Source organism: Actinomyces sp. ZJ308, from assembly GCF_011752065.1.
Classification (GTDB): Bacteria; Actinomycetota; Actinomycetes; order Actinomycetales; family Actinomycetaceae; genus Actinomyces.
The window spans coordinates 14325-37068 of sequence record NZ_JAAIJY010000001.1; the positions used below are offsets into that span (position 1 = coordinate 14325).

A 22744-nucleotide genomic window follows, 5' to 3' on the forward strand; every position below is an offset into this window, starting at 1 on the left:
GACCTAGTGTCGGTCGCTGCCCGAGCGGTCGGAGTCGTCCGTCTCCCCAGCATCCTTCCCGGTCTCATGACTGGTCTCCCTGCCGGTCTCCTCCCCGGCCCCGTCGGCGTCACGGCCGCCGGCGGACTTCCCCGGATGATGCCTACGACGGCGAATGTCCTGCTCCAGGTCCCGCAGGAACTCCGGGTCGTCGTCGGGCGCGACGGGCCGGGCCCGCTGCGGGCGACGGAAGGTCGTGCCCTCCTTGGAGGACCACACGGTGGGCTCCACGTAGCCGCCGCGCTCCTCAGCGGCCTTGACCCGCGAGACGATGATCCAGGCGATCGGGCCGACGGCGGGGAACAGGACGACGAGGGTGATCCACAGGAACTTCGGCATCCGCGCCGGCATGCTCTCCTCAGGCGTGCGCGCGCAGTCCAGCAGGGCGTACAGCGTCAGGGCGAACACCAGGACGGGGAGGACGATACGCATGGGCCAACCCTAACCGAGCCGGACGGCCCCGCCGACCTTCGCACCTGCGCATCCCGGTCCGGCACCGGCCGTGGCACGATCGTCCCGTGCCCACCCCGCCCACCGTCCGCCTCCTGACCGGCGGAACCTCCCCCGACGACGTCGCCGCCCTGCGCGCCGCCCTCGCCGAGCGCCTGGCCCAGCGCGGCCTGCTGCCGGCCCGCGACGGCCGGCCGTCCGCGAGCCCGCTCCCGCTGCTCGTGCCCATCGGCCCGGGCGAGGATCCTGACCGGGTCCGGACCGACCTGGCCCGCCGCATCACCCGACTACCCCCGCGCAGCGACCTCCTCCTGCGCACCTCCGGCTCCTCCACCGGCACCGGCCGGCTCATCGCGATGAGCGCCGCCGCTCTGGCGGCCTCGGCCCGGGCCACCCACGATCGCCTGGGCGGCCCGGGCACCTGGCTCCTGCCCCTGCCCGTCCACCACGTCGCCGGCCTGCAGATCCTCACCCGTTCCCTCATGGCCGCAACCGCTCCGGTCGTGGTCGACACGAGCGCCGGGTTCAGCCCGACGGCGCTCGCGGACGCACTGCGCTCCGCCCGCTCCTCCGCCGGTCCTACCGCCACCCGCCTCTACGTCTCCCTGGTACCCACCCAGCTGGTGCGAGTCCTGCGGGACCCGGCGGCGAGCAGCGCCCTGGCAGGGGCCGACGCCGTTCTGCTGGGTGGCGCGGCCGCCGATCCCGCGCTGCTGAGCCGGGCCCGGGGCTCCGGCATCACCGTGGTCCCCACCTACGGCATGAGCGAGACCGGTGGCGGCTGCGTCTATGACGGCCGCCCCCTGGACGGCGTGGAGGTCTCCATCCATGACCCGGACGCCGACGGCGCCGGCCGCATCCTCATCTCCGGGCCGGTCCTGGCCGAGGGCTACCTGCAGCCACCCGAGCCCACGCCCGGCGACGCCGGTGAGGGCTTTGCCGACAGCGCCGGCGGACGCGTCCTGGCCACCTCCGACCGCGGCCGCCTGCGCCCCGACGGACGCCTCGAGGTCCTGGGGCGCCTGGACGACGTCATCGTCACCGGTGGCGTCAAGGTCGAGCCCCGCCACGTGGAGGAGGCCCTCACCGGCCTGGGGGCGGTGGCCGAGGCCTGCGTCGTCGGTCTGCCCGATGAGCAGTGGGGCAGTATCGTCGTCGCCGCCGTCGTGCTGGAGCCCTCCGCCGGGCAGGAGGACTCGGGAGCTCCCGACGGCGCCGCCCTGCGCCAGGCGGCCCGTGCCCGGCTGGACGGCGCCCACGCCCCCAAGCGGGTCATCGTCCTGGAGGCCCTGCCGCTGCGCCCCAGCGGAAAGGTCGACCGGCGCGCGGTCGCCCGGATCCTCGCTGAGGCCGCAGACACGGCCTCAGATCCTGCCGCACAGTCCGCTGAGCCCCCGGGGCCCTCCACACCCTCCTCTATACCAGAGCCCTGATCTCCTCCTCGCTCGGGCAGGTCGCCGGGCCGAAGCGCGTCGTCGTCAGGGCCCCGGCCGCATTCGCCCAGCGCAGCGCCGTCGCCATCGCCGTGCCCCGGGCCAGGGCGGCGGCCAGGACCCCCGAGTGCGCGTCCCCGGCCCCGTTGGTGTCCACCGGCGTCACCGGCACGCTCGGGGTGTGGGTCGCCGGGCCGCCGTCGGCGAACCAGGAGCCCTGCTCCCCGGCCCGAACCAGTACGGTCCCGAGCCGGCCCGAGAGCGCCTCGCAGGCGCCGGCGTGGTCGCCGGCCTCCACCCGCAGCCCCAGACGGTCCGCCAGCAGACCCGCCTCCCGCTCGTTGAGCGACCAGATCGGCCCCAGCGCGCCGATGCGCTCCAGCGAGGACATCGGGACCGATCCGATCATGGGGGAGACGTCGAACAGTGCCGTGCACCCCACCCGGGCCTCGACCAGCCGCCCCACCAGCCGCTCCAGCGCGGCCGTGGGGGCCGCATCGGCCAGCGAGTATCCGGAGAGGTAGACGACGTCGTCGCCGCGCACCTCCAGGTGGTCGAAGGCATCGACCGGGCCACGGGTCTCAGCCCCTCGCGTCGAGACGAAGGTGCGCTCGGCCCGCGCGTCTGTCATCGCCACGCAGTAGCCCTGGTCTCCCGGCGCGATGGGCCCGACGTGGGGCACCCCGATCGCCTCCAGAGCCCCGCGGGCGGCCTGGGCGAAGGGCCCCTCGCCCAGCGGCCCGGCGTACAGGGTCTCGACGTCGAGCCCGCGGGCGGCCGCCAGCACGTTGAAGCCGCCGCCGACGGCCATGGCGGCCTCGTCGGCGAACACGTCGGCGCCCGGCTCGGGAACCGCCTCGAGCCGCAGGGTCAGATCGATGACGACCTGACCGGTGTGAATGACTCGCCCGGTCATGACTGCCTCCCTTCCGGGGCGCTCTCCGCGGGCCCCCGGCTGCCGGAACGGATCGCGAGCAGGGCCTCGCAGACCGGAGCGAGCTCCAGCCCGGAGCGCTCCAGCACCTGGCGGACCGGCTCGGCGGGTAGCAGACGGGGCGAGCTCGCCCCCAGGATCGCGCCGGCCATCGCGGCGATGGTGTCGGTGTCGCCCCCGAGCTCGGCGGCGAAGCACAGTCCGTCCAGGGGCCGGTGCGCGAACTCACGCACGATGACCAAGGCGCAGGGGACCGACTCGGCCGACTCCACCGAGGTCCCGACGCAGGTCCGCAGGTGCTCGGCCAGGGCGTCACCGTGCAGACCCCGGCTCGTCTCCAGGGCCAGGCGGGCGCGGGCGGCCACCGAGGCCTTCTCCGTCCAGTGGCCCTCATCTGGGTGGGCGGTCACGAAGTCCAGCGCGGCCGCCACGGCGGAGACGGCGTCGGCGCCGTCGACGGCCGCGCTGACCGCCGCGGCGATGAGCCCGGCGGCCTCGAATCCCTGACGGGTGTCGTGGGTGACCAGGCAGGAGGCGTGAACGGCCCGGGCCAGGGCGTCGTCGGCACTGTCGAGGCAGAAGGCGATGCCCACCGGGGCCACCCGCATCGCGGCGCCGTTGGTGGTGCCCTCCCGGCCGGTGCGGCGCGGGTCGGCCCCGGCGCGCACCCGCTCCAGAGCGAGCTTGGTGGAGGGGCCCAGCAGATCGAGGGAGCCGCGGGCGCGCATACCGTCCTCCCAGGTCAGCAGGGCATCGGCGAGCCGGTGGGGGTCGATGCGGCCACCGCCGTCGATCAGGAGACCGGCCAGGATGAGGGCCTGCTCCGTGTCATCCGTGACGCTGCCCGCAGGCATCGAGGGGGCGACGGGCTGCTCGGCCACGGCGTCGCGCAGCCCGGTGATCGCGCCGTAGTGCCGGCGGATCAGCGCCGGGCTCATGGACTGGGTGGGCATGCCCAGCGCGTCTCCGAGGGCCAGGCCGGTCAGTGCCCCCAGGGCGCGCTCACGCACTGAGGGCTCAGAGGGCTCGGAGGGCTCAGAGGCTGGAGGCGCAGCCGCAGGCTCGCCCGAGGGGTCACGAGGCCGGGAATCGGGTGATCTCACGGAGGTCCTCCTGACGATGGGTTGTGCCGCCGGTCGCACCCGCCGAGGTGCCGGCTCCTGTGCCGGCCCCTGCGCCGGCCAGTGTGATGGCCAGTGTGATGGCCACTGTGCCGGTCACGGCGCTGGTAGGGTCGCTGCCGCCTACTTTAGAGGATCGGAGGACGTTGTGAGCGGCGAGACAGCGAAGGACGGCGGGCCCCGCGCCACCAGCTGGGCGGAGGTGGTGCGCCTGCGCACCCTGCCGGCCGCCGTCGCCCCCGTGGTCCTGGGGGCCGGGGCCGCCGCCGCGATGGGGGACTTCTCGGTGGTGCGGACCCTTCTGGCCGCGGGCGTCGCTTTGGCGCTCCAGGTCGGCTGCAACCTGGCCAACGACTACTCCGACGGCGTGCGCGGCACCGACGACGATCGCACCGGTCCTCCCCGCCTGACCGCCTCCGGGCAGGTCACCCCCCGCACCGTCAAGCTCGCCGCCCTCGGCTGCTTCGCACTGGGAGCCCTTCTGGGCCTGGCCCTGCTGGCGCTGAGCGGCCACTGGTGGCTGATCGCCGTCGGCGCTGCGGCGATCGCGGCCGCCTGGTTCTACACCGGCGGGCCCCGCCCCTATGGCTACGCCGGCCTGGGGGAGCTGTTCGTCTTCATCTTCTTCGGCCTGGTGGCTACCGTGGGGACCACCTACGTCCAGGCCGACACGGTCCCGGGGTGGCTATGGCCCTCGGCCTGCGGGATCGGCCTGCTCGCCTGCTCCCTGCTCATGGTCAACAATCTGCGCGACATCGACACCGACCCCGCCCACGGCAAGATGACCCTGGCGGTCCGCCTGGGGGAGAGCGGCGCAAGGAGGGCCTTCTCCCTCATGCTCTGGCTGCCGCTGTGGCTTGGGGCCGTCGCGCTGGTGTGGACGCGGGAGACCGGTTCGGCCGCTCCGGCCGACGGCGGAGGCCACGTCGGCCCGCTGCTGAGTCTGGCCATCGCTCTGGCCGCGCCGCTCCTGCTGGTTCCGCTGGTGAGGCGGGCGACCGCTCCGGTGCGGGCCGGCGCCGCGGGCCGTGACCTCATCAGCTCCCTGCGCGACGCCGGGCTCATGGAGCTCGCCTACGGCATCGTCTTCGCCGCAGCCACCGTCATCATCACCCTGTGAGCCCAGCCGCTACTGCACGAGGGTGGGGTGCTACTGGCCGGCACCTGGGTGTACTCCACGACGGCCCGGGGCTCGTGCAGTGCGGTTAAGTGTCGGTCAGTGGCCTCCGAGGCTCGTGGAGTAGTGGAGCAGGGGCCGGTACGGGAGCACCTGAACCCCGAACTCGTCACGAGGCTCTGCATGACTCGTTCTCAGGGTCGGCATCGTGTCTCCAGCGGTTGTCGGGTGGTCGGCGGGTGGAGCGCACGCGGCTTCCCTCCCGCCTCCTCTTGGTGCCGACCGGCGGACAACGGCAGACGAACAGGCGTGGGCCGCACCGTTGCCAACGGTACGGCCCACGCCGGGGTGATGCGCTGAGCGCCGGTGGCTCAGCGAGCCGGCTCGGCGTCGAGCGGAACCCACGGGTCGGGCTGGTGGGTGATGCGGTTGCGCAGGTCGCGGCGCACGAGCTCGATGGACCACAGCCAGATGACGTGCCCCAGCGCCTCCGAGAAGTGCTCCGCCCAGGTCTGCCCACCGGCGACCCACGGGAAGGGCGAGGGGACCGTGCCCGTCAGCGGCATGAGCACCAGGTGCGCCCCCACCCACACGAGCAGACCGAAGGCGGCCCCCTGCCACAGCGTGATCGCCTTGTAGTACTCCGCCATGACGCAGTAGAAGAGGGCGAAGACGATCGCGAAGGCGAAGTGGATGATGAAGGAGTAGATCGGCAGACCCTCGTTGCCGTTGAAGGTGACGCCGGTGTGGGACTGCTCCGGGCTCATCCCCAGCTGCTCGAGGAGCCGCTGGGGCGGGTTGGTGGCGTTGCGCTCCGGGGTACGGGGCGGGAAGGGGACCTCCCAGCCGAACTTGACGATGGCGGAGAAGAACCCTCCGATGATGCCGACGACGATCGCGGTCCCGATTCGTCGTCGTGCGGGGTCGGTCTTCTCCAGCAGGGTGGACAGCATGGGTGTCTCCTGGTGTCGGGGGCACGAGCGGTGTGATGACCGGGTCGACGGACGGCTTGCAGATCGAACGGTGTCTTAGTCGTCCGTTGTCCGCCGACCCGGCCCCCGGAAGCCTGGCACGGGAGATGGTCCGGCCGCAACGCCGTCATGATCCGCGGGTGACCGTGTCCCGTGTGCGTCCCACCTGTGCCCCCGTGCGTGTCTCATGCGCGGTGCGCAGGGCGGGGCGGGGAGCTGAGTACGGCGATGGCCCCGCCGCAGCCTGTCGCTGCGACGGGGCCATCGCCGGATGGGTAACGCGGATCTACCGGCTCAGTTGCCGCCGCCCTGGCTGTCGCCGCCCTCGGAGCCGCCCTGCTGGCTGTCGCCGCCCTGCTGGCTGTCAGCGCTGCTGTCGGCGCCACCCTGGTGGCCCTCGTGGTTGTCACCCTGGACGGAGCCGCCCTGGCTGTCGCCGCCCTCGGAGCCGCCCTGCTGGCTGTCGCCGCCCTGGGAACCACCGGCACCACCGGGCTGTGCGGAGCCGCCACCTGTGCTGCCGGCGCCGCCGGACATCTTGCTGTCAGCGCTGGGAGCGGCCGAACCGCCGTCGCTGGTGCTGCCGGCCGTCTGGTCGGTGGCCGGGGTGGTGGAGTCGCTCGAGCCGGAGCCGGAGCAGGCGGCCAGACCGAGTCCGGCGGTGGCGATGAGGAGTGAGGTGGCGAGGGTCTTGGCACGTGTAGCGGTGAATCGCATGAGTTCTCCTTATGCGGTTGCTGGTGCAGTGTCAGTGCGGGATGGCCCGCTCTTGCGGATCCGGAGTCGCCGTCGTCCATGGAGTTCATGCGGGAGACCGACGGCGCCCGTCGTGAGTGACGATCGTCATAGACGGCTATGTGGTTGTTCGACAATCCCCGTTGCCGATAGCTCCGAACCTCTTTCGAGACTAGCAACAACAAACGGACCGAAAGGGTGAATCATCGTGACAACCATCTCTAGTCTGGTGGTCATCGGACTGCTCGGAGGGCTCATCACGGGCATCTCACCGTGCGTCCTGCCCGTCCTGCCCGTCATCCTCCTCTCCGCGGGAGCGCAGGGCGCACGCGGGGACGGCGAGGACTCCGACGTCGGCCTCGCCTCCCGCTTTCACCCCTACCTCGTGGTCAGCGGCCTTGTGGTCAGTTTCACGGTGTTCACGCTCCTGGGATCGACCCTGCTGAGCCTGCTCCACCTGCCGCAGGACCTCATTCGGTGGGTCGGCATCGTCATGCTCGCGCTCATCGGCCTGGGCATGATGGTTCCGAGGGTCATGGAGATCCTGGAGCGTCCTTTCGCACGCTTCCAGCGCTTCGGAGGCTCGAAGAACCCCTCGAACGGCTTCCTGCTCGGCCTGGTGCTGGGAGCCGCCTACGTCCCCTGCGCCGGTCCGGTCCTGGCCGCCGTCGCTGTGGCGGGTGCCACCGGGAGGATCGGTGTCGACACCGTCGCACTGGCCGTGTCCTTCGCCCTGGGCACCGCGATCCCGCTGCTGGCCTTCGCCCTGGCCGGGCGCGGCATCACGGAGCGGATCCGGGCCTTCCGCACCCGCCAGCGCGCCATCCGCATCACCGCCGGCGTCGTCATGCTCGGCCTGTCCGTGGCACTCGTCCTGGACGCGCCCGCCGCCCTGCAGCGCCGTCTGCCCGACTACACGGCCTCCCTCCAGGCCCGCACCGACGCCCTCCTCCACGGCAGCTCCTCGGGCGCCTGCCGGCCCGGAGCCACCGAGCTCGGTGACTGCGGGCCCCTGCCCGCCATCGACGGCACGGTGGCCTGGCTCAACACCCCCGGCGACCAGCCACTGACCCAGAAAGACCGCGCAGGCAAGGTCACCCTGGTCGACTTCTTCGCCTACTCCTGCATCAACTGCCAGCGCTCGGTCCCCGGCATCGAGAAGCTGCACAAGACCTACGCCTCCTCCGGCCTGCAGGTGATCGGCGTCCACTCCCCGGAGTACGCCTTCGAGAAGGAGGTCGACAACGTGCGCGGCGGCGTCGAGCGCCTCGGCATCACCTACCCGGTGGCGGTCGACTCCAACCTGACCACCTGGACCAACTTCAACAACCACTACTGGCCCGCCCACTACCTGGCCGACGCCAAGGGCAACGTCCGCCAGACGCACGTCGGCGAGGGCGGGGAGGCGGCCACGGAGAAGCTCGTCCGCGAGCTGCTCAAGCAGGCCAACCCGAACGTGACCCTCCCCGCCCCCGTCTTCTCCGAGGCCGGCGACGACGCCGCAGCCTCCTCCAGCCCCCGCACCCCCGAGACCTACCTGGGCTCGGACCGGGCCTCCGGCTTTGCCCAGGGCACCTTGAACAAGGGACAGCACTCCTTCGCCTTCCCCTCCAACCTCCAGGCCGACACCTTCGCCCTGGACGGCACCTGGAAGGTCGAGCCCCAGTCGATCGCCCCGGTCGAGAGCGCCGGCCGGCTGCGCCTGTCCTACCGCGGCAAGCAGGTCAACCTCGTCGTCTCCGGGGAGGGCGACCTGACCTGGACGGTCAACGGGCAGACCCGCACCACCCACGTCTCGGGCGTGCCCAACGGGATGGAGCTGGTTCGCACCGATGAGGTGGGGTCGGGCGTGCTCGAGCTGGAGGCCTCACCCGGGCTGCAGCTCTACTCCTTCACCTTCGGGTGACGCGGCGGTGACGGAATCGACGGCCCCGAGCCCTGCCCGGGAGGCGACACGGGAGATGACGCAGGAGACGGTGCGGTGAGCCTGGCGACGCTGGAAACGGGATACACGTCCTGCACCGCGGCGCGCACCGTCCGCGCCGTCGGTCTCGCCTACCATTCCCCTGTGACAAGCACGAACAGCTCTGAGGGGGAGTGGATCGCTCAGGTCGCCGACGGCGACGCCGATGCCTTCGCCCGCCTCTACGACGCCTGGTCCTCTCGCCTGTTCGCACTGATCCTGCAGATCGTCGTTGACCGTGCCCAGAGCGAGGAGGTCCTCCAGGAGGTCTTCCTCGAGGTCTGGCGCACGGCCGGCGCCTTCTCCCCGGCCCGGGGCAGCGCCAGGGCCTGGTTGGTGACCATGGCCAGGCGCCGGGCCATCGACCGGGTCCGCTCCTCCCAGTCCTCCCGGGACCGGGAGAGTCGATGGCACGACTACATGCCCGACGTCGACCTGACGGTTCAGCAGGTCGAGGACAGGCTCGTGGGTCAGCAGGTGCACCGGGCCCTTGAGGCCGTGGGTGAGCCCTACCGCTCCACCATCGAGCTGGCCTACTTCACCGGCCTGACCCACCGGGAGATCGCCCGCCGCACGGGCACCCCGCTGGGAACGGTCAAGACACGCATCAGGGACGGAATGGCACGGTTACGACGAGAGCTGGGGGTGCAGTCATGAGCGACCGCGACAACACTCACGAGACTCACGAGGACGCCATCAACGGTGCCGCCGGTGCGCAGGGCGCCGCGGGCCTTGACGGCGTCCGGGGCATCGACGACGGCGGCACCATCGATGACGAGGTCCTCGATGGTGAGCCGCTCGACTCCGAGACGGCGGCCCTGCTCGGCGCCTCGCTGAGGCCCGTGGCCCCGCCCGCCGCGATCCGCTCCACCCTGCTGGAGGCCATTGCCGGCGAGCCGCAGGATCGGGCCAACGGTGCTGCCGGCACCGGTAACGGCACCGGCGACAGTGCTGATCACAGTGCCGATCACAGTGCCGGTGGGAGCGACGGCGCCGCCGACGGGCACGGAGGTGACGCCGCTCAGGCGAGTGTCGTCTCTCTCGACGCGCGCCGTCGGCGCCGGTCGGCCTGGCGCACCGGTCTGATACGAGTGGCCGCGGCCGTGGTCCTGCTCGGCGTCGGCGTCGGCGTGGGGCGCTGGAGCGCGCGGGGCGCGGTCGATGAGGCGATGGACTCCATGGCGCCGACTCAGCACTACGCCCACCTCAACCAGGCCCAGGACGTCCAGCGGGTCACCGACACGATGTCGGACGGTCATGTCGCGACCCTCACCTGGTCCCACGACATGAGCATGACCGCGCTGACCCTGCCGGCCGCCATGAAGGAGTCGGCCGGCGACCGCAGCCTCCAGGTCTGGCTCAAGGAGGGGGACAGGACGACCTCGCTGGGCGTCTACGACCCCCGGGACGGCGCCGGCTTCTCCTTCCTCGACGTCATGCCCAAGCCCGGCCAGCAGATCGTCATCACCCTGGAGCCGGCGGGTGGATCGGACCAGCCGACGACGCCGCCCCTGGTCACCCTGCGGGTGAGTGAGGACTCCGAGCAGTCCGGCGCACCGACCGGCTCACCGACCCCCGAGCCCTCGACCGGTCCCACCGGCGACTCCGCCTAGCGGCAGGTCGTGCGAAGCAGAGACGAAACAGACCCATTATTGTGATGTAGTCAACAATCAAGTCGGTCTTGGGGGCCTGCCATGGACACTGACGGACGTCAGTGCCTGCGAGGCGGCCGCCCGTCCGACCGCGGTTCTCCGCGACGGCATCGGTGGGCCGTGAGAGGCCGTGAACAGCGGTTACTGGAGTGAGGGGAAATGACGAACTTTTCTTCTTCCGCTTTGCGGAAAGCGCCAGGAGCTTTTGTTCTCCTCCTCGGTCTCTCGGTTTTGGCGCTCATTTTGATCAGGGATTCCGACGTCGTATCCAGTGCGAGAGGAATCCGGTCCCATGGTTGATGGTGGGGTTCGGAACCTTTGGTTACTGGTGGTCTTATCGAAACGTCACAGGGTGACGTCTCAGGATCAGAAGTAGTACGGGAAGGGTGACCAGTCGGGGGCGCGGCGCTGGAGGAAGGCGTCTCGCCCCTCGACGGCCTCGTCGGTCATGTAGGCCAGACGCGTGGCCTCCCCGGCGAAGACCTGCTGGCCGGCCAGGCCGTCGTCGGCCAGGTTGAAGGCCAGCTTGAGCATGCGGATGGCCTGCGGGGACTTGCCCGCCACCGTGGCCGCGTAGTCCAGGGCCCGCTCCTCGAGCTCGGCGTGGGGGACCGCCTCGTTGACGACCCCCCAGCGCTCGGCGGTGACGGCGTCGTAGGTGCGGGCTAGGAAGAAGATCTCGCGGGCGCGCTTGTCGCCGACCTGACGGGCCAGGAGCGCGGAGCCGTAGCCTGCGTCGAAGCTGCCGACATCGGCGTCGGTCTGCTTGAAGCGGGCGTGCTCGATCGAGGCCAGGGACAGGTCCGCGACGACGTTGAGGCTGTGCCCGCCCCCGGCCGCCCAGCCCGGCACTGCGGCGATGACGGCCTTGGGCATGGTGCGGATGAGGCGCTGAACCTCCAGGATGTGGAGGCGCCCGGCCCGGGCGGTGTCGAGACGGGCCTGCGCGGCGGCCACATCGGCCTCGTGGCTGTAACCGTCCGCGCCGCCGGTGGACGTGGCCCGTGCCTGAGGGGTGTCGGGGACCTGTCCTGGCGCGTACTCCCGTTCATAGCGGTAGCCGTCCCGGCCGCGGATGCGCTGGTCGCCTCCGGAGGAGAAGGCCCAGCCGCCGTCGCGCGGGGAGGGGCCGTTGCCGGTGAGGATGACGGCGCCGACGTCGCCGCTCATGCGCGCGTGGTCCAGGACCCGGTAGAGCTCGTCGACGGTGCGGGGGCGGAAGGCGTTGCGCACTTCGGGGCGGTTGAAGGCCACTCGGACCACCGGCAGGTCCCGCAGCCAGGTGCCGTCCTCGTCTCGGACGCAGCCCCGGTGGTAGGTGACGTCGGTGAGGGCCTGCTGCTGAAGCGCCTCGGCGGCCTGGGTGCCGGGCTCGGCGTGGGCGAAGCCGGGCACCTCCCGCCAGCGGACGGGGTCGAAGATCTCCGAGACGCGGTGCGGCAGCGGGTGGGTCGGGGTGGGGGCGGCGTTCATGGCTCCAGCGTAGGGCTGTTGGGCCCGCTCAGCCCCAGGGCGCCGGTGCTGGGCCGTACCTCTTGGCGTGGTCTCTCAGTCCGGCCTCTCAGTTCCCCAGGGCCGCGGCAATGAGCTCGGTGCGCGACGTGTGGCCGAGGCGGTGGAGGACCTCGGAGACGTAGATGCGCACGGTGTTCTCCGAGATGCCGAGCTTGCGGGCGATGCGCCGGTTGGTCAGGCCCTCCAGGAGGCAGGTGTAGATGTCCTGGAGCCGGGGCGGGAGCTCGTTGACCAGCTGCTGCATGCGGGCCTCCGCGGTGGCGCGGCGCTGCTCGGACTGGTAGGCGTTGACGAGCATTTCCGTGGGTCGTGAGGACATGACGGGCTCGCCGCGGCTGGCTCGCAGAAGCGCGGCGGCAACGTTCTCCGTGCTCTCATCCTTGGTGATGAACCCGTTGACGCCCTCGGCCAGGGCGTCGGCCAGCATCTCGTCACGGCTGAAGACCGTGAACATGACAATGGGCATCTTGGGGAAGCGCCGGTAGATCTCCCTGGCGGTCTGGGCCCCGTCCATATCCGGCATATCACTGTCCAGCAGGACGACGTCGACCGGTTGCTGCCCGGTCATGAGGAGACTGATGGCCTGCCTCCCGCCGGAGGCGGCGGCGACGACGGTAATGGCCCGCTGCGTGTCGAGCTGCTCGGCGAAAGTGGTGCGGATGAGGGGGTCGTCATCAACGATGAGGACTCGTAGGGAACGCAGGGTGTGGCTAGGCATAAGCGGCTCCGTCCGGCGGTGATATGAGGGATCGTGCATTAGTGGCTGGTATGGCGATCTCGTTCCAGGGGAGGCTGGCGAGAACGGTCCAGGAGGCTCCGATCCGGTTGGAGCTGAGAGATCCTCCGGCGTTCTCGAACCGGTCCTGGAGCGCCCATAAACCGTACCCTCCGTGCATCTCCTCGGGGACCTTCTGCTCGCGCCAGGGCGAGCTGCAGCTGATGAAGAGGGTGTCCCTCTCCTGCTCCACGAAGAGGGAGACCAGGTCGTGCGGGGAGTTGTACTTCAGGGCATTGAGGGTGTTCTCGCGGATGAAGGCGACCAGGAGCCGGCCGGGCTCGGACCGGTGCAGCGCCGGGATCCCCTCAATGCCGGCCAGGTCGGCGTCCAGGATGATCTCACGCTGAGCCAAAGTGGAGACGCTGGAGTCGACGATCTCCTGAAGCGTGGGCTCCTCCTTGGGCGGCCCCTGGGAGATCGCGAGGTTGTGGATGAGCAGGCGCAGGTGGGTGAGGGCCTGCTGGGTGCGGTCCTGGAGGTCGAGCATGCGATCGCGGTCTTCGCCGATCGGGAGTCTGATGGAGCGGGAGATGATGAGCATGCGGGTGAGGTCGGCGGCCAGGTCGTCGTGGAGGCTGTCGGCGATGTCGCGGCGCAGCTGCTGAATGAGCTCGGCTGCTGCCTCCTTGGAGCGCTCCGCCTCTCGTTGCATCTCCTCCAGGCGATCTTTGGCGGTGCGAATCAGGATGCTGACAGAAGCGCAGATGGGAAACCAGAAGATCGTGGAAACTGTGGTGACAAGAGGAGGGAGTCCCGAGGCCATCTGGGCGAAATAGAATGCTAGTGCCTGAATGAACGCCAATCGTATCTTGTTGGATACAAGGAGGTCTACGATGATCACGTAAACGAATGCCCATGCCCATCCTGGCCGTGTATTAGGTACGATAAAAGTCGATATCAGTGCAGTAGAAAATATTAATACACCGATACGGCGATCCTTCGCGTAAGTGAAAGGTATGAATGAGAGGAATAGGAGAGCTTCGAGGAGTATCCTTTTTGTGCCGCTGTAGGTGAAAAATGTGATGAAATCTAGGAGGAGTATGGAGGTGGCGGTCAACAACAGTGCGGCTCTCCTCAGGTGCGGTAAGAATCTGTAGTACTGCACCCGCAGTGTCGAGAGGAAACTGGTTTTCTGCATTGTCGTCGAGGTGTTGGAAAGTAAAAGTAATTACTGTCGAGGCTTGTTGTTGTGTGGGGTGTCCGAGAGTAAAATACTGTCACCCCTAAGTGGTGGGGACTTAGGGGTGACGAGGTGGTGTCAACGGCGGAACCACCAGCTGGTTGATCGGTCGCACCATGGAGAGGATGGGAAAGCGCACCAGTCCACCTGGGGCGGGCCAAAAGTAGTTACCGAATCGTCGTGGCTCACCCGCGTGCTGGTCGGCGCGGCGCTGGCCGGTGCAGCGAAGCCCGCCAGAAGGAGGGCGACAAGGGAGATGCGGGCAACGGTTTTCATGAGGGGAACTCCTGACTTGTGAGGGGTGATTAAGGCAATTTATCTTACCATTCTTGCGGTTTGTGACAACTGCGTATCTTCGGCGCCCCAACTGATTCGCTGCTCAACAAAAGGCGTCGAGACGGAGCGGATCTCCGCTCTCCTAATCGCCTGCACAGGACACGCGCGGGTCGCCTCCTCCGCCTCCCGCTACCCTGTGACCATGACGCAGACCGGTGAGACCGCCAGCCGCCCCTTCATCCCCGTAGCCGACGGCGGGGGGCGAGTCGACTCCGAGACCGGCGCCCTGCGCGAGGTGATCGTCCACCGCCCCGGCGGGGAGATCGCCCGCCTGACCCCCATCAACGCCGACTCCCTGCTCTTCGATGACGCCCTCAACATCCCCCGGGCGCAGGCCGAGCACGACGCCTTCACCGCGATCCTGCGCTCCGAGGGCGTCGTCGTCCACGACTTCCGCGAGCTGTTCACCGAGGCCCTCGCCGTGCCCGAGGCCCGCGACCTGGTACTGGACGAGGCCGTCGGCCCCGACGTCGTCGGCGTCTCCGCCTCCGAGCTGCTCATCGACTACTTCCAGTCCCTTCCCGACGCCGAGCTCGCCGAGGTGCTCCTGGCCGGCATCACCCGCACCGAGCTGCGCGAGCGGCTCAGCCAGGCCGACGGGCGAGACCTCTTCTCCTCCACCTACCTGTCCACCCTGGAGGGGCAGTTCGTCGTCACCCCCCTGCCCAACCTGCTCTTCACCCGCGACACCTCCGCCTGGCTCTACGGCGGGGTGTCCGTCAACTCCATGGCCCTGGAGCCGCGCCGGCGCGAGGCCGTCGGCTATGAGGCCGTCTACCGCTACCACCCCGCCTTCGCGCCCCGCCTGGCCGAGCTGGGCGGCTCCACCGCCGGCGGCCCTGCCGGCAGCACCGCCAACCGGTCTGCCTCCGTCACCCGCCTGTGGTGCGAGCAGGGCCGGGTCTCGGCCGCCTCCACCATTGAGGGCGGCGACTTCCAGATCCTGGGGAACCGCACCCTCGTCATGGGACTCACGCACCGCTCCACCGCCGCCGGTGTGGAGCGCCTGGCCTCCCAGCTCTTCGAGGCCGGGGTGGCGGACAGGGTCATCGGCGTCCACATGCCCGACGCCGCCTTCTACACCCAGCTCGAGGCCGTCATGCACCTGGACACCCTCATGACGAAGGTCAGCCCCGATACCTACCTGCGCTTCCCCGGCTTCACCGAGGTCACCACGGTGGAGATCGAGCCCGGAACGGCCGGCCGGGCCCTCAAGGTGACGGTCCACGACGGCTCCGAGATGGACGCGGTCCTCGCCCGCGCCGCCGGCATCGACTCCTTCCGCGTCATCAGCCCCGGCGCCTCCGACGAGGCCGAGGCCCTGCGCGAGCTCGCGCGTGACTCCTGCAACGTCGTCGCCCTGGCACCCGGGCGCGTCATCGGCTACGCCCACAACCAGCGCGCCAACGACGCCCTGCGCAAGGCCGGCATCGAGGTCGTCGAGACCCCCGGCGTCGAGCTCGTGCGCGGCCGCGGCGGCTCGCACTGCATGACCTGCCCCGTCACCCGCGACGCCGTGTGAGCGCCGTGTGATCGCCGGGTGAGCACGGCCTCCGGTCAGAGCAGCCGGCGGGCCCCCGGTCCCGGCCTGGTCACGATCGTCGCGGCGCGCTCGGCCAGGCCCTCACGGTCCCGGTAGGCCTCAAGCCACTGGGTGGCGAAGTCCTCGGCATGATCGGCCGGAACCAGGGCGTACACCGACCCGCCCCACCCGGCGCCGAAGGAGGAGGCGCCGATGGCACCCACCTCACGGGCCAGGGACACCATGAGCCGGGTCTGCGGCACCTGGTTGCGCAGGCCCCGGTCGGCCAGGTCCTGGGAGCGCTCCAGAACCTCGCCCACGCCGGGGTCGGCCGCGGCGATCAGCCGAGCGCCGGCCGGCACCAGCACAAGGGACTCGATGAGGAACTGCTCGATCCTCTCCCGCTCATAGCCGGGCTCGCACAGCCTCAGCAGCTCCTTCAGGGCAGGATCGCCGGCCGCCTGCTCGCCGTCGGCGTCCCCGACCAGGTGCCTGACCGCGCCGGCCAGCGAGGCGTCGGAGCGCCCAGTGGCCTCGTTCCACCTGGCCAGCACCGACTGGACGGTGGTCGGCCCGCGGTTGTAGTCCTCCAGGGCCGCGCCGGTCTTGTGCGCCAGAACCCCGCTCACCCCGATGACGAGCGCCCACTGGGAGGGGAATGAGACGGTCCGCATGATGCGCATCGGGTCGAATCCGGCCAGGAGCAGCCGGTCCTGGGCCCCGCACAGCATGCCGGTGTGGTCCTCGCTCCCGCCGCGGGTGCCCACCCCCGTGGTCCCCGGCAGGTCGTGCCAGGCCCGTCCGCCCTCCACGGCGGCCAGGTAGCCGGCCAGGGACAGCCGGTCGGGCATCGCCTCGACCCACCGGGGATCCCGGCTCCACCCGTTGAGGTCGGCCAGGGCCAGGGCGGTGGCGCACACGAGCGCGGAGGACGAGCTCATCCCGGAGGCCGGCGGCAGGTCCGAGGAGATGGACAGGTGGGCCGCGGCGGAGGTCCCGAAGTTGAGGGTGAGGCGGTCCAGCACCGTCTGAAGGTAGTGGCCCCAGTGACCCGGCTCCAGGCCGGGGTCCACCCCGGCGAACAGGGTGACGGGATCGCCGCCGTCAGTGGTCGCGGTCAGGGACGACGGCGGCCCCTGGGTGCGCCGTGCTCGCGCCGTGATCGCCCGGTCGACGGCGCCGACCAGGACCGAGCCGCCGGCGTAGTCGGTGTGCTTGCCCAGGATCTCGACGCGCCCGGGCACCCTCCACGCGGCCTCCTCGGGCGTCCGGCCCATCACCGGGCTCACAGTGACACCTCCACTCCGGCCAGGCGGGCCTCGACCGCGGCGATGTCCTCGCGACGGGACAGGTCCAGGACCGCCCCGGTGGCCGGGAGGACCGACACCGGGCCGGGCAGGGCGCGCACGGCGTCGACGATCTCCAGCTCGCCGCGCGGTGAGGGGGTGATCCGGCGGCAGGCGGCGAAGATCTCGCTGGTGAAGCCGAAGGCGTTCATCGACACCAGGGCGTGGGCCCCGGCGGCCCGGACGACCTGGGGGGAGGGCTTCTCGACGATCTCCTCCAGCAGCCCGTCGCGGGCGCGTACGAGCGCGAAGGCGGCGATCCTCTCCGCGGGGATGTTCGAGTCCGCCACGAGTGCGGCGCGCTCGAAGCCGGCCAGGGCGTGGCCCCGGTGATGGGCAAGGTCGCGCAGCGCCCGGAGCGGGTAGTGGTTGTCCCCGTTGACCATGAGGAAGGGCTCCGCGCCCACGGCCGGCTCGGCGGCCAGGACGGCGTCGGCCGTTCCCCGGGGTTCGGCCTGGACGGCCAGGTCGATCGTGAGCCGCTTGAGCTCCAGGGAGTCGATGTGACTGCGGAAGTCCTCGTGCTCGGGGCCGACGACCAGGACGGCCCGCGTGATGCCGGCGTCGGCCAGGGCCGACAGGCCGTAGTCGATGAGCCGGTGCTCCCCGATGGGCATGAGGGCCTTGTAGCCGCAGGCGGCGGCAGCGGCCTGCCGGGAGCTCAGGCCCGAGCCGGTCGGCCCGGCCGCCCGCATGCGGGTGCCCAGGCCCCGGGCCAGGACGACGGCGGTGCGGGTGAAGTCTGCTGCGTCAGTCATGTGGGTCCGTCCTCCTGCTCGTCTCAGGCGCCCAGGCCGTAGTGGCTCGCGACGGCGGCCGCGGTCGCCCGGGCCTCGTCACCGGTGGGCATCTCGGCGAAGACCCGCAGGAGCGGCTCGGTGCCCGAGAAGCGGATCGTCACCCAGCCGCCGCCTGAGAAGTAGACCTTGCAGCCGTCCTCCCAGGAGACGCGCTCGATGTCATGGTCGAAGGCGGGAAGATCGTGGGCGCAGAAGATGCGCTCCTCCAGCTCGGCGCGCCGCTCGGAGGTGAAGCCGTAGGCGCCCTCGACCATGACGAGCTCGCCGTACCGCTCCACGATATCGGCATAGAGCTCGGAGAGCCTCTTGCCGGAGGCCGCCACCGCCTCGACCAGCAGGGAGCCGGCGTAGACCCCGTCCTTGCCGGGGATGTGACCGCGCACGGTCAGGCCGCCGGAGGACTCGCCTCCGATGACGGCGCCGGTCTCGGCCATCTTGGCGCTGATCCATTTGAAGCCGACGGGCACCTCGTAGCAGGTCTGCCCGTGGGCGGCCGCGACCCGGTCCAGCAGGTGGGTGGTGGACATGTTGCGCACGGCCGGGCCCGTCCATCCCTTGCGGGTCAGCAGGTAGTCGTAGAGCAGGACCAGGACCTGGTTGGGGGTGAGGTAGGCGCCGGTGTCGTCGATGATTCCCAGACGGTCGGCGTCGCCGTCGGTGGCGATGCCCAGATCGGCTCCGGACTCGACGACGGCGTTGCGCAGGGTCGTCACGGTTCCCTCGGCGGGCGAGGGCATGCGGCCACCGAACAGCGGGTCGTGACGGTCGTGGATGACGTCCACCTGGCAGCGGGCGGTCAGCAGGATCGTCTGCAGACTCGTCTCGGAGACCCCGAACATCGGGTCCAGCACGATGTGCAGGTGGGCGTGGCGGATCGTCTCGGTGTCGAGCTTGTCGATGATCGCGTCCAGGTACCAGTTGATGGAGCGCTGGACGGTGACCAGCTCGGAGGCGCGGGCCACATGGGGCTCGACGCTGCGCACGTCCTCATCCGTCAGGAGGCTCACGGAGGCGGCGAGCTCGTCGGTGAACTCCAGGTCGGCGTCGCGGCCACCGGGCAGGAAGATCTTGATGCCGTTGTACAGGGCCGGGTTGTGGGAGGCGGTCACGGCCATCCCGTAGGCGGCCTTCAGACGGCGCACGGTCCACATGGTGGTGGGAGTCGGGGAGGGGCGGTCGATGAGGGTGACTCGGACGCCGTTGCCGACAAGAACCTCGACGGCCCACCAGGCTGCGGTGTCCGACAGGAAGCGGCGGTCGTAGCCGATGACGACGCCCTGCTCGGCCGTGCCCTCAGTGAGAATGCGGTTGGCCAGTCCCTGGGTCAGGAGCCTGACGTTGGCGCGGGTGAACTCATCACCGATCACGGCTCTCCAGCCGCCGGTGCCGAAGTGGATCATGGTTGTTCCTCGGGTGAGGTGGCCGCTGCCCGGCCTGGGGCGGCGGCACGGATATGGGTGGACATGGGGATTTAGGTGGGCATGGGACGGTTCGGGGAAGGAACCGGGGCCGGGGAGACGAGCTGAGGATCGAGTGGGGTGGGCACTCAGCCCTTGACGGCGCCGGCGGCCAGGCCGGACTGCCAGAAGCGCTGCAGGCCCAGGAACAGCACGATGAGGGGGATGACGCCCAGAAGAGCGCCTTGGAGGAGCGCGCCGTACTGGGGGTTGAAGTAGGTCGACATCCCGTAGAGCCCGAGGGTCACGGGCTTGAGCGAGGCGGAGTTGATGGTCATCAGGGGCAGGAAGAAGTTGTTCCAGGTCGCCACGAAGATGAACAGGAAGATGGTCACCATCGCCGGGGCGAGCAGCCGCAGCACGATCGTGAAGAAGATGCGGATCTCGCTGGCCCCGTCGATCCGGGCCGAGTCGATGATCTCGTTGGGCACCGAGGAGTCGGCGTAGACGCGGCCCAGGAAGACTCCGAAGGGGCTGACCGAGCACGGCAGGATGACCGACCAGATCGTGTTGGTCAGGTGGACGGCGTCGAGGACCAGGTACAGGGGGATGGTCAGCAGGGCGATGGGCATGAGCAGGCCGGAGAGGATGGCGACCTGGACGGCGCCCCGACCGGCGAACTCGAACTTGGCCAGACCGTAGCCGGCGGCGACCGACAGGAGCGTGCCCAGCACCCCGGCCACGCTCGAGTAGAGCAGGGAGTTGAGGATCCAGCGCCAGAAGAGCCCCTGGGTCCAGCTCATCAGCGCGCTGTAGTTGGCCGAGACGCTGTTGTGGTGGGAGAACCACCACCCGGAGGTGGTCAGCAGGTCGGAGTTGGACTTGGTGGAGGAGACGATGAGCCAGTAGACCGGGCCGAGCATGTAGGCCAGGACGATGACCAGGACCGCGATGGTCAGGACCCGTGAGGGGAGCGAGGGACGCAGCGAGCGGGGGATGTCGGTGGGCTTCACTTGTCGATCCTGTTCTGCACGAGGGCGTAGAGGGCGGCCAGGACACCGGCCACACCGGCGATGAGGACGGAGACCGCGGAGGCCGGCCCTGAGCCGGATGGTGAGAGCGCGCCGGTCATCGAGTTGTAGGCCATCATCATCGGGGTGTAGTCCAACCCCATCCACTGGTTCTGGTTGTACATAACGGTGGGCTCGTTGAACAGCTGCACGGTGCCGATGATGGACAGCAGGACCGCCAGCAGGGAGGCGGAGCGGACCATGGGGACCTTGATGCGCCGGACGATCTGCCACCCGCTGGCGCCGTCGATGCGGGCGGCCTCGTAGAGCTCATGGGGCACGGACTGGAGCGCCGCCAGGAAGATGAGCATGTTGTACCCGGTGAAGGTCCACGTCGTGATGTTCGCCATGGACCACAGCATGATGTTCCTGCCGAAGAAGTCGACGTGGAGGCCCACCAGCCCCAGCAGCTCGTTGATCGGGGAGAAGGTGGGGTTGTACATGTAGAGCCACATGATCGCGGCCACGATCCCGGGGATCGCGTAGGGCAGGAAGAAGCCCAGGCGGAAGACCGTCACCCGCCTGACCAGGAGGGAGTCGAGCACCAGCGCCAGGGCGAGGGCCGCCAGGATCATGACCGGGACCTGGACCACGCCGAACAGCAGGACCCGTCCCATCCCCCTCCAGAAGGCGGGCTGCCCCGCGGCCTGGGCGTAGTTGTCCAGGCCGACGAAGGTGCTGACCCTGTCCCCGCCGCCGTACAGGTCCCCGCCTGAGGCGACGTCACGGAAGAAGGACCGGTAGACCGACACCACGATCGGAATGAGGAAGACGACGGTGAACATGATCATGAACGGAGCCACGAACCCGACCCCCGCTCGGGCCTGCCTGCGCCGGCGCGCCGAGGTGGTGCGCAGTCCGGGAGAGGCTGTCCGCTGAGGTGCCGAGGGGGCGGAGGAGCGCCCCGTGGTCGTTGTCGTGCTCATGGTGTTCTCACTTCGATCGTGGTGTCGATCACTACCTGCTCCTACCCGCTACTGCCTACTCGGCAACGGGCAGGTTGGCGTCCTTCAGGGAGCTGACCGCGGTCTTCTGGGCCGCCTGGAAGATGTCGTCGACCTTGCCGGTCCCCTTGCCGGCCGCCTCGGCGGCCTGGGTCATGGGGTCGGTCAGGGAGGGCCAGGTCGGCATGAAGCCGAACTTGGAGTTCACGGCCGCGTTGGCCTTGGTGAACTCGGCGTAGACGTCCTGCCCGCCGAAGAAGGTGGAGATGGACTCCGGGGTCTTCACCGGCGCCTTCGCGGTCAGGACCAGTCCCTGGGTGGCCAGGTCATCGACCTGCGTGTTGAACCAGTCGTTGAAGGCCATGGCCCCCTCCGGGTTGGAGCAGCCCTTGAGGACGGCCACACCGGAGCCGCCGTCGGGACCGGACATGGGAGTGTCGCCGAAGGCGGGCAGCTGGGCGACCGCCCAGGAGCCGGCGTTGGGGGAGTCCTTCATCGTGTCGGCCAGAAGCGCGCCCTCCCAGGCCGCCCCGATGGTGCCGATGAGCTGCTGATCGACCAGGGCCTTACCGAAGGCGTCGTCCCAGCGGTTGGCCACGAGGGCCGTCTTGGAGTCCAGGAGGCCCTGCCAGAAGGTGGAGACCTTGGCGGTCTGCGGGCTGTTGACGTCGACCTTCCACTTGTCGTTCTCGGCGCTGAACCACTGCGCACCCGCCGCGGCGGACTGACCCGCCAGGGTGTTGGGGGCCTCGTCGGGCTCGAAGGCCACGGCGTACTTGCCCTGGGCCGCCGCCTTCTGGGCGACGTCGGCCAGCTCGGCGCTCGTGGTGGGCACCTTCAGCCCGAGCTGGTCGAAGGCGGCCTTGTTGTAGAAGTAGACCAGCGGGCCGGAGTCCTGAGGCAGGCCGACGACGGTCTTGCCCACGGTCATCAGCGACATCGACCCCTCGGAGAAGTGGTCCTTGTACTTCTCCGCCTGCTGGGACACATCGGCCAGCAGCCCGGAGGAGTAGAGCTTGGGGATCTCGGCGTAGCCGACCTGCGCCAGGCAGGGGCCGGTTCCGGCCTTCACGTCGTTCTCCAGCTTGACGTTCATGTCCGAGGCCTTGCCGTCGAACTTGGTGGCCTCGACCTTCATGTCGGGGTGCTCGGCGTTCCACCGGGCCACGATGTCGTTGACCTTCGTCATGCCCTCGCCGTCGGGAAGGCGGTGCACGTAGCGGATCACGCCGTCGGACGAGGCCGAGCCGGACGAGGACGTGGCGGAGCAGCCGGCGACGATCATCGCGAAGGCGAGCATCGAGGCGGCCAGTGCGTGTTTCTTCATGGGTTCTTCCTTCTTCGTCATTGAAAAGGACCGGCGGGTGCCGGAAGGAGTGGGGTGGTGGGGGAGACGGTGCCGGTACGGTGCCGGTACGGTGCCGGTACGGCATCAGCTCGG

General features: G+C 70.0%; 20 protein-coding genes. 6 read left to right on the plus strand and 14 right to left on the minus strand.

The window, feature by feature from the left end:
* Positions 1-3 precede the first annotated feature (3 nt).
* Entirely contained in the window at positions 4-471 is a 468-nt protein-coding gene (locus HCR68_RS00060) for a PLD nuclease N-terminal domain-containing protein (RefSeq protein WP_167145023.1), read from the minus strand.
* Positions 472-557: 86 nt separating this feature from the next.
* Between HCR68_RS00060 and HCR68_RS00065 the strand changes: the two genes are divergently transcribed.
* The gene (locus HCR68_RS00065) at positions 558-1922 is read left to right on the plus strand and encodes an AMP-binding protein (RefSeq protein ID WP_167145025.1); all 1365 of its coding nucleotides are present in this window, start codon (positions 558-560) and stop codon (positions 1920-1922) included.
* On the opposite strand, the gene HCR68_RS00070 is transcribed toward HCR68_RS00065, so the two are convergent.
* A complete protein-coding gene (locus HCR68_RS00070) occupies positions 1906-2838 on the minus strand; it encodes a PfkB family carbohydrate kinase (protein ID WP_167145027.1) in 933 nt (310 codons plus the stop codon). The genes HCR68_RS00065 and HCR68_RS00070 overlap by 17 nt on opposite strands.
* The gene (locus HCR68_RS00075; protein WP_167145029.1) at positions 2835-3959 is read right to left on the minus strand and encodes an ADP-ribosylglycohydrolase family protein; all 1125 of its coding nucleotides are present in this window, start codon (positions 3957-3959) and stop codon (positions 2835-2837) included. Before HCR68_RS00075 ends, HCR68_RS00070 begins: the two co-directional genes overlap by 4 nt.
* Before the next feature lie 166 nt (positions 3960-4125).
* Here HCR68_RS00075 and HCR68_RS00080 point away from each other — a divergent pair, with 166 nt between their 5' ends.
* Positions 4126-5097 (plus strand): 1,4-dihydroxy-2-naphthoate polyprenyltransferase, encoded by a 972-nt coding sequence (locus HCR68_RS00080; protein ID WP_243858822.1) that lies wholly within the window; start codon positions 4126-4128, stop codon positions 5095-5097.
* A gap of 368 nt (positions 5098-5465) precedes the next feature.
* Here HCR68_RS00080 and HCR68_RS00085 read toward each other — a convergent pair whose 3' ends face one another.
* Complete coding sequence (locus tag HCR68_RS00085; protein ID WP_167145033.1) at positions 5466-6047, minus strand: DUF1440 domain-containing protein; 582 nt, start codon at positions 6045-6047, stop codon at positions 5466-5468.
* 312 nt (positions 6048-6359) lie between these two features.
* Entirely contained in the window at positions 6360-6782 is a 423-nt protein-coding gene (locus HCR68_RS00090) for a hypothetical protein (RefSeq protein WP_167145035.1), read from the minus strand.
* A 226-nt stretch (positions 6783-7008) separates the two neighbouring features.
* On the opposite strand from HCR68_RS00090, the gene HCR68_RS00095 reads away from it, so the two are divergent.
* The 3 genes from HCR68_RS00095 (at position 7009) to HCR68_RS00105 (ending at position 10376) form a co-directional block, all read left to right on the plus strand.
* On the plus strand, positions 7009-8706 hold the full coding sequence (locus HCR68_RS00095) for a cytochrome c biogenesis protein CcdA (RefSeq protein WP_208320457.1): 1698 nt from the start codon (positions 7009-7011) through the stop codon (positions 8704-8706).
* A 75-nt stretch (positions 8707-8781) separates the two neighbouring features.
* The gene (locus tag HCR68_RS00100) at positions 8782-9420 is read left to right on the plus strand and encodes a sigma-70 family RNA polymerase sigma factor (protein WP_208320458.1); all 639 of its coding nucleotides are present in this window, start codon (positions 8782-8784) and stop codon (positions 9418-9420) included.
* Positions 9417-10376 (plus strand): anti-sigma factor, encoded by a 960-nt coding sequence (locus HCR68_RS00105; protein ID WP_167145039.1) that lies wholly within the window; start codon positions 9417-9419, stop codon positions 10374-10376. The genes HCR68_RS00100 and HCR68_RS00105 overlap by 4 nt, the downstream gene beginning before the upstream one ends.
* Positions 10377-10781: 405 nt before the next feature.
* On the opposite strand, the gene HCR68_RS00110 is transcribed toward HCR68_RS00105, so the two are convergent.
* The 3 genes from HCR68_RS00110 to HCR68_RS14035 form a co-directional block, all read right to left on the minus strand.
* The gene (locus HCR68_RS00110) at positions 10782-11888 is read right to left on the minus strand and encodes a 1,4-dihydroxy-2-naphthoyl-CoA synthase (RefSeq protein WP_167145041.1); all 1107 of its coding nucleotides are present in this window, start codon (positions 11886-11888) and stop codon (positions 10782-10784) included.
* Between the two features lie 88 nt (positions 11889-11976).
* A complete protein-coding gene (locus HCR68_RS00115) occupies positions 11977-12648 on the minus strand; it encodes a response regulator transcription factor (protein WP_167145043.1) in 672 nt (223 codons plus the stop codon).
* Positions 12641-13360 carry a hypothetical protein gene (locus tag HCR68_RS14035; protein WP_243858823.1) on the minus strand — a complete coding sequence of 240 codons (720 nt, stop codon included), beginning with the start codon at positions 13358-13360 and terminating at the stop codon, positions 12641-12643. The genes HCR68_RS00115 and HCR68_RS14035 overlap by 8 nt, the downstream gene beginning before the upstream one ends.
* A gap of 1006 nt (positions 13361-14366) precedes the next feature.
* Between HCR68_RS14035 and HCR68_RS00125 the strand changes: the two genes are divergently transcribed.
* Complete coding sequence (locus HCR68_RS00125) at positions 14367-15746, plus strand: arginine deiminase family protein (RefSeq protein WP_167145047.1); 1380 nt, start codon at positions 14367-14369, stop codon at positions 15744-15746.
* A 35-nt stretch (positions 15747-15781) separates the two neighbouring features.
* Here the strand turns inward: HCR68_RS00125 and HCR68_RS00130 are convergent, their stop codons facing one another.
* From HCR68_RS00130 to HCR68_RS00155, 6 genes are all read right to left on the minus strand, one after another.
* Positions 15782-17035, minus strand: a complete 1254-nt coding sequence (locus tag HCR68_RS00130; protein WP_243858824.1) for a galactokinase family protein — start codon at positions 17033-17035, stop codon at positions 15782-15784.
* Positions 17032-17850 (minus strand): sugar phosphate nucleotidyltransferase, encoded by an 819-nt coding sequence (locus tag HCR68_RS00135; RefSeq protein WP_167145049.1) that lies wholly within the window; start codon positions 17848-17850, stop codon positions 17032-17034. The genes HCR68_RS00130 and HCR68_RS00135 overlap by 4 nt, the downstream gene beginning before the upstream one ends.
* 23 nt (positions 17851-17873) lie before the next feature.
* Positions 17874-19292, minus strand: a complete 1419-nt coding sequence (locus tag HCR68_RS00140) for a phosphoglucomutase/phosphomannomutase family protein (RefSeq protein WP_167145051.1) — start codon at positions 19290-19292, stop codon at positions 17874-17876.
* Between the two features lie 146 nt (positions 19293-19438).
* The gene (locus HCR68_RS00145) at positions 19439-20302 is read right to left on the minus strand and encodes a carbohydrate ABC transporter permease (protein WP_167145053.1); all 864 of its coding nucleotides are present in this window, start codon (positions 20300-20302) and stop codon (positions 19439-19441) included.
* Positions 20299-21150 carry a sugar ABC transporter permease gene (locus HCR68_RS00150; protein ID WP_243858842.1) on the minus strand — a complete coding sequence of 284 codons (852 nt, stop codon included), beginning with the start codon at positions 21148-21150 and terminating at the stop codon, positions 20299-20301. Before HCR68_RS00150 ends, HCR68_RS00145 begins: the two co-directional genes overlap by 4 nt.
* A 190-nt stretch (positions 21151-21340) precedes the next feature.
* Complete coding sequence (locus HCR68_RS00155) at positions 21341-22630, minus strand: extracellular solute-binding protein (RefSeq protein WP_167145055.1); 1290 nt, start codon at positions 22628-22630, stop codon at positions 21341-21343.
* Between the last annotated feature and the right edge of the window lie 114 nt (positions 22631-22744).

Excerpts from the sequence above, each read along its gene's own strand:
- HCR68_RS00060 (WP_167145023.1), bottom strand. The coding sequence starts at position 471 with ATGCGTATCGTCCTCCCCGTCCTGGTGTTCGCCCTGACGCTGTACGCC.
- HCR68_RS00070 (WP_167145027.1), bottom strand. The coding sequence starts at position 2,838 with ATGACCGGGCGAGTCATTCACACCGGTCAGGTCGTCATCGATCTGACC.
- HCR68_RS00085 (WP_167145033.1), bottom strand. The coding sequence starts at position 6,047 with ATGCTGTCCACCCTGCTGGAGAAGACCGACCCCGCACGACGACGAATC.
- HCR68_RS00090 (WP_167145035.1), bottom strand. The coding sequence starts at position 6,782 with ATGCGATTCACCGCTACACGTGCCAAGACCCTCGCCACCTCACTCCTC.
- HCR68_RS00105 (WP_167145039.1), top strand. The coding sequence starts at position 9,417 with ATGAGCGACCGCGACAACACTCACGAGACTCACGAGGACGCCATCAAC.
- HCR68_RS00110 (WP_167145041.1), bottom strand. The coding sequence starts at position 11,888 with ATGAACGCCGCCCCCACCCCGACCCACCCGCTGCCGCACCGCGTCTCG.
- HCR68_RS00115 (WP_167145043.1), bottom strand. The coding sequence starts at position 12,648 with ATGCCTAGCCACACCCTGCGTTCCCTACGAGTCCTCATCGTTGATGAC.
- HCR68_RS14035 (WP_243858823.1), bottom strand. The coding sequence starts at position 13,360 with ATGCAACGAGAGGCGGAGCGCTCCAAGGAGGCAGCAGCCGAGCTCATT.
- HCR68_RS00125 (WP_167145047.1), top strand. The coding sequence starts at position 14,367 with ATGACGCAGACCGGTGAGACCGCCAGCCGCCCCTTCATCCCCGTAGCC.
- HCR68_RS00135 (WP_167145049.1), bottom strand. The coding sequence starts at position 17,850 with ATGACTGACGCAGCAGACTTCACCCGCACCGCCGTCGTCCTGGCCCGG.
- HCR68_RS00140 (WP_167145051.1), bottom strand. The coding sequence starts at position 19,292 with ATGATCCACTTCGGCACCGGCGGCTGGAGAGCCGTGATCGGTGATGAG.
- HCR68_RS00150 (WP_243858842.1), bottom strand. The coding sequence starts at position 21,150 with ATGATCATGTTCACCGTCGTCTTCCTCATTCCGATCGTGGTGTCGGTC.
- HCR68_RS00155 (WP_167145055.1), bottom strand. The coding sequence starts at position 22,630 with ATGAAGAAACACGCACTGGCCGCCTCGATGCTCGCCTTCGCGATGATC.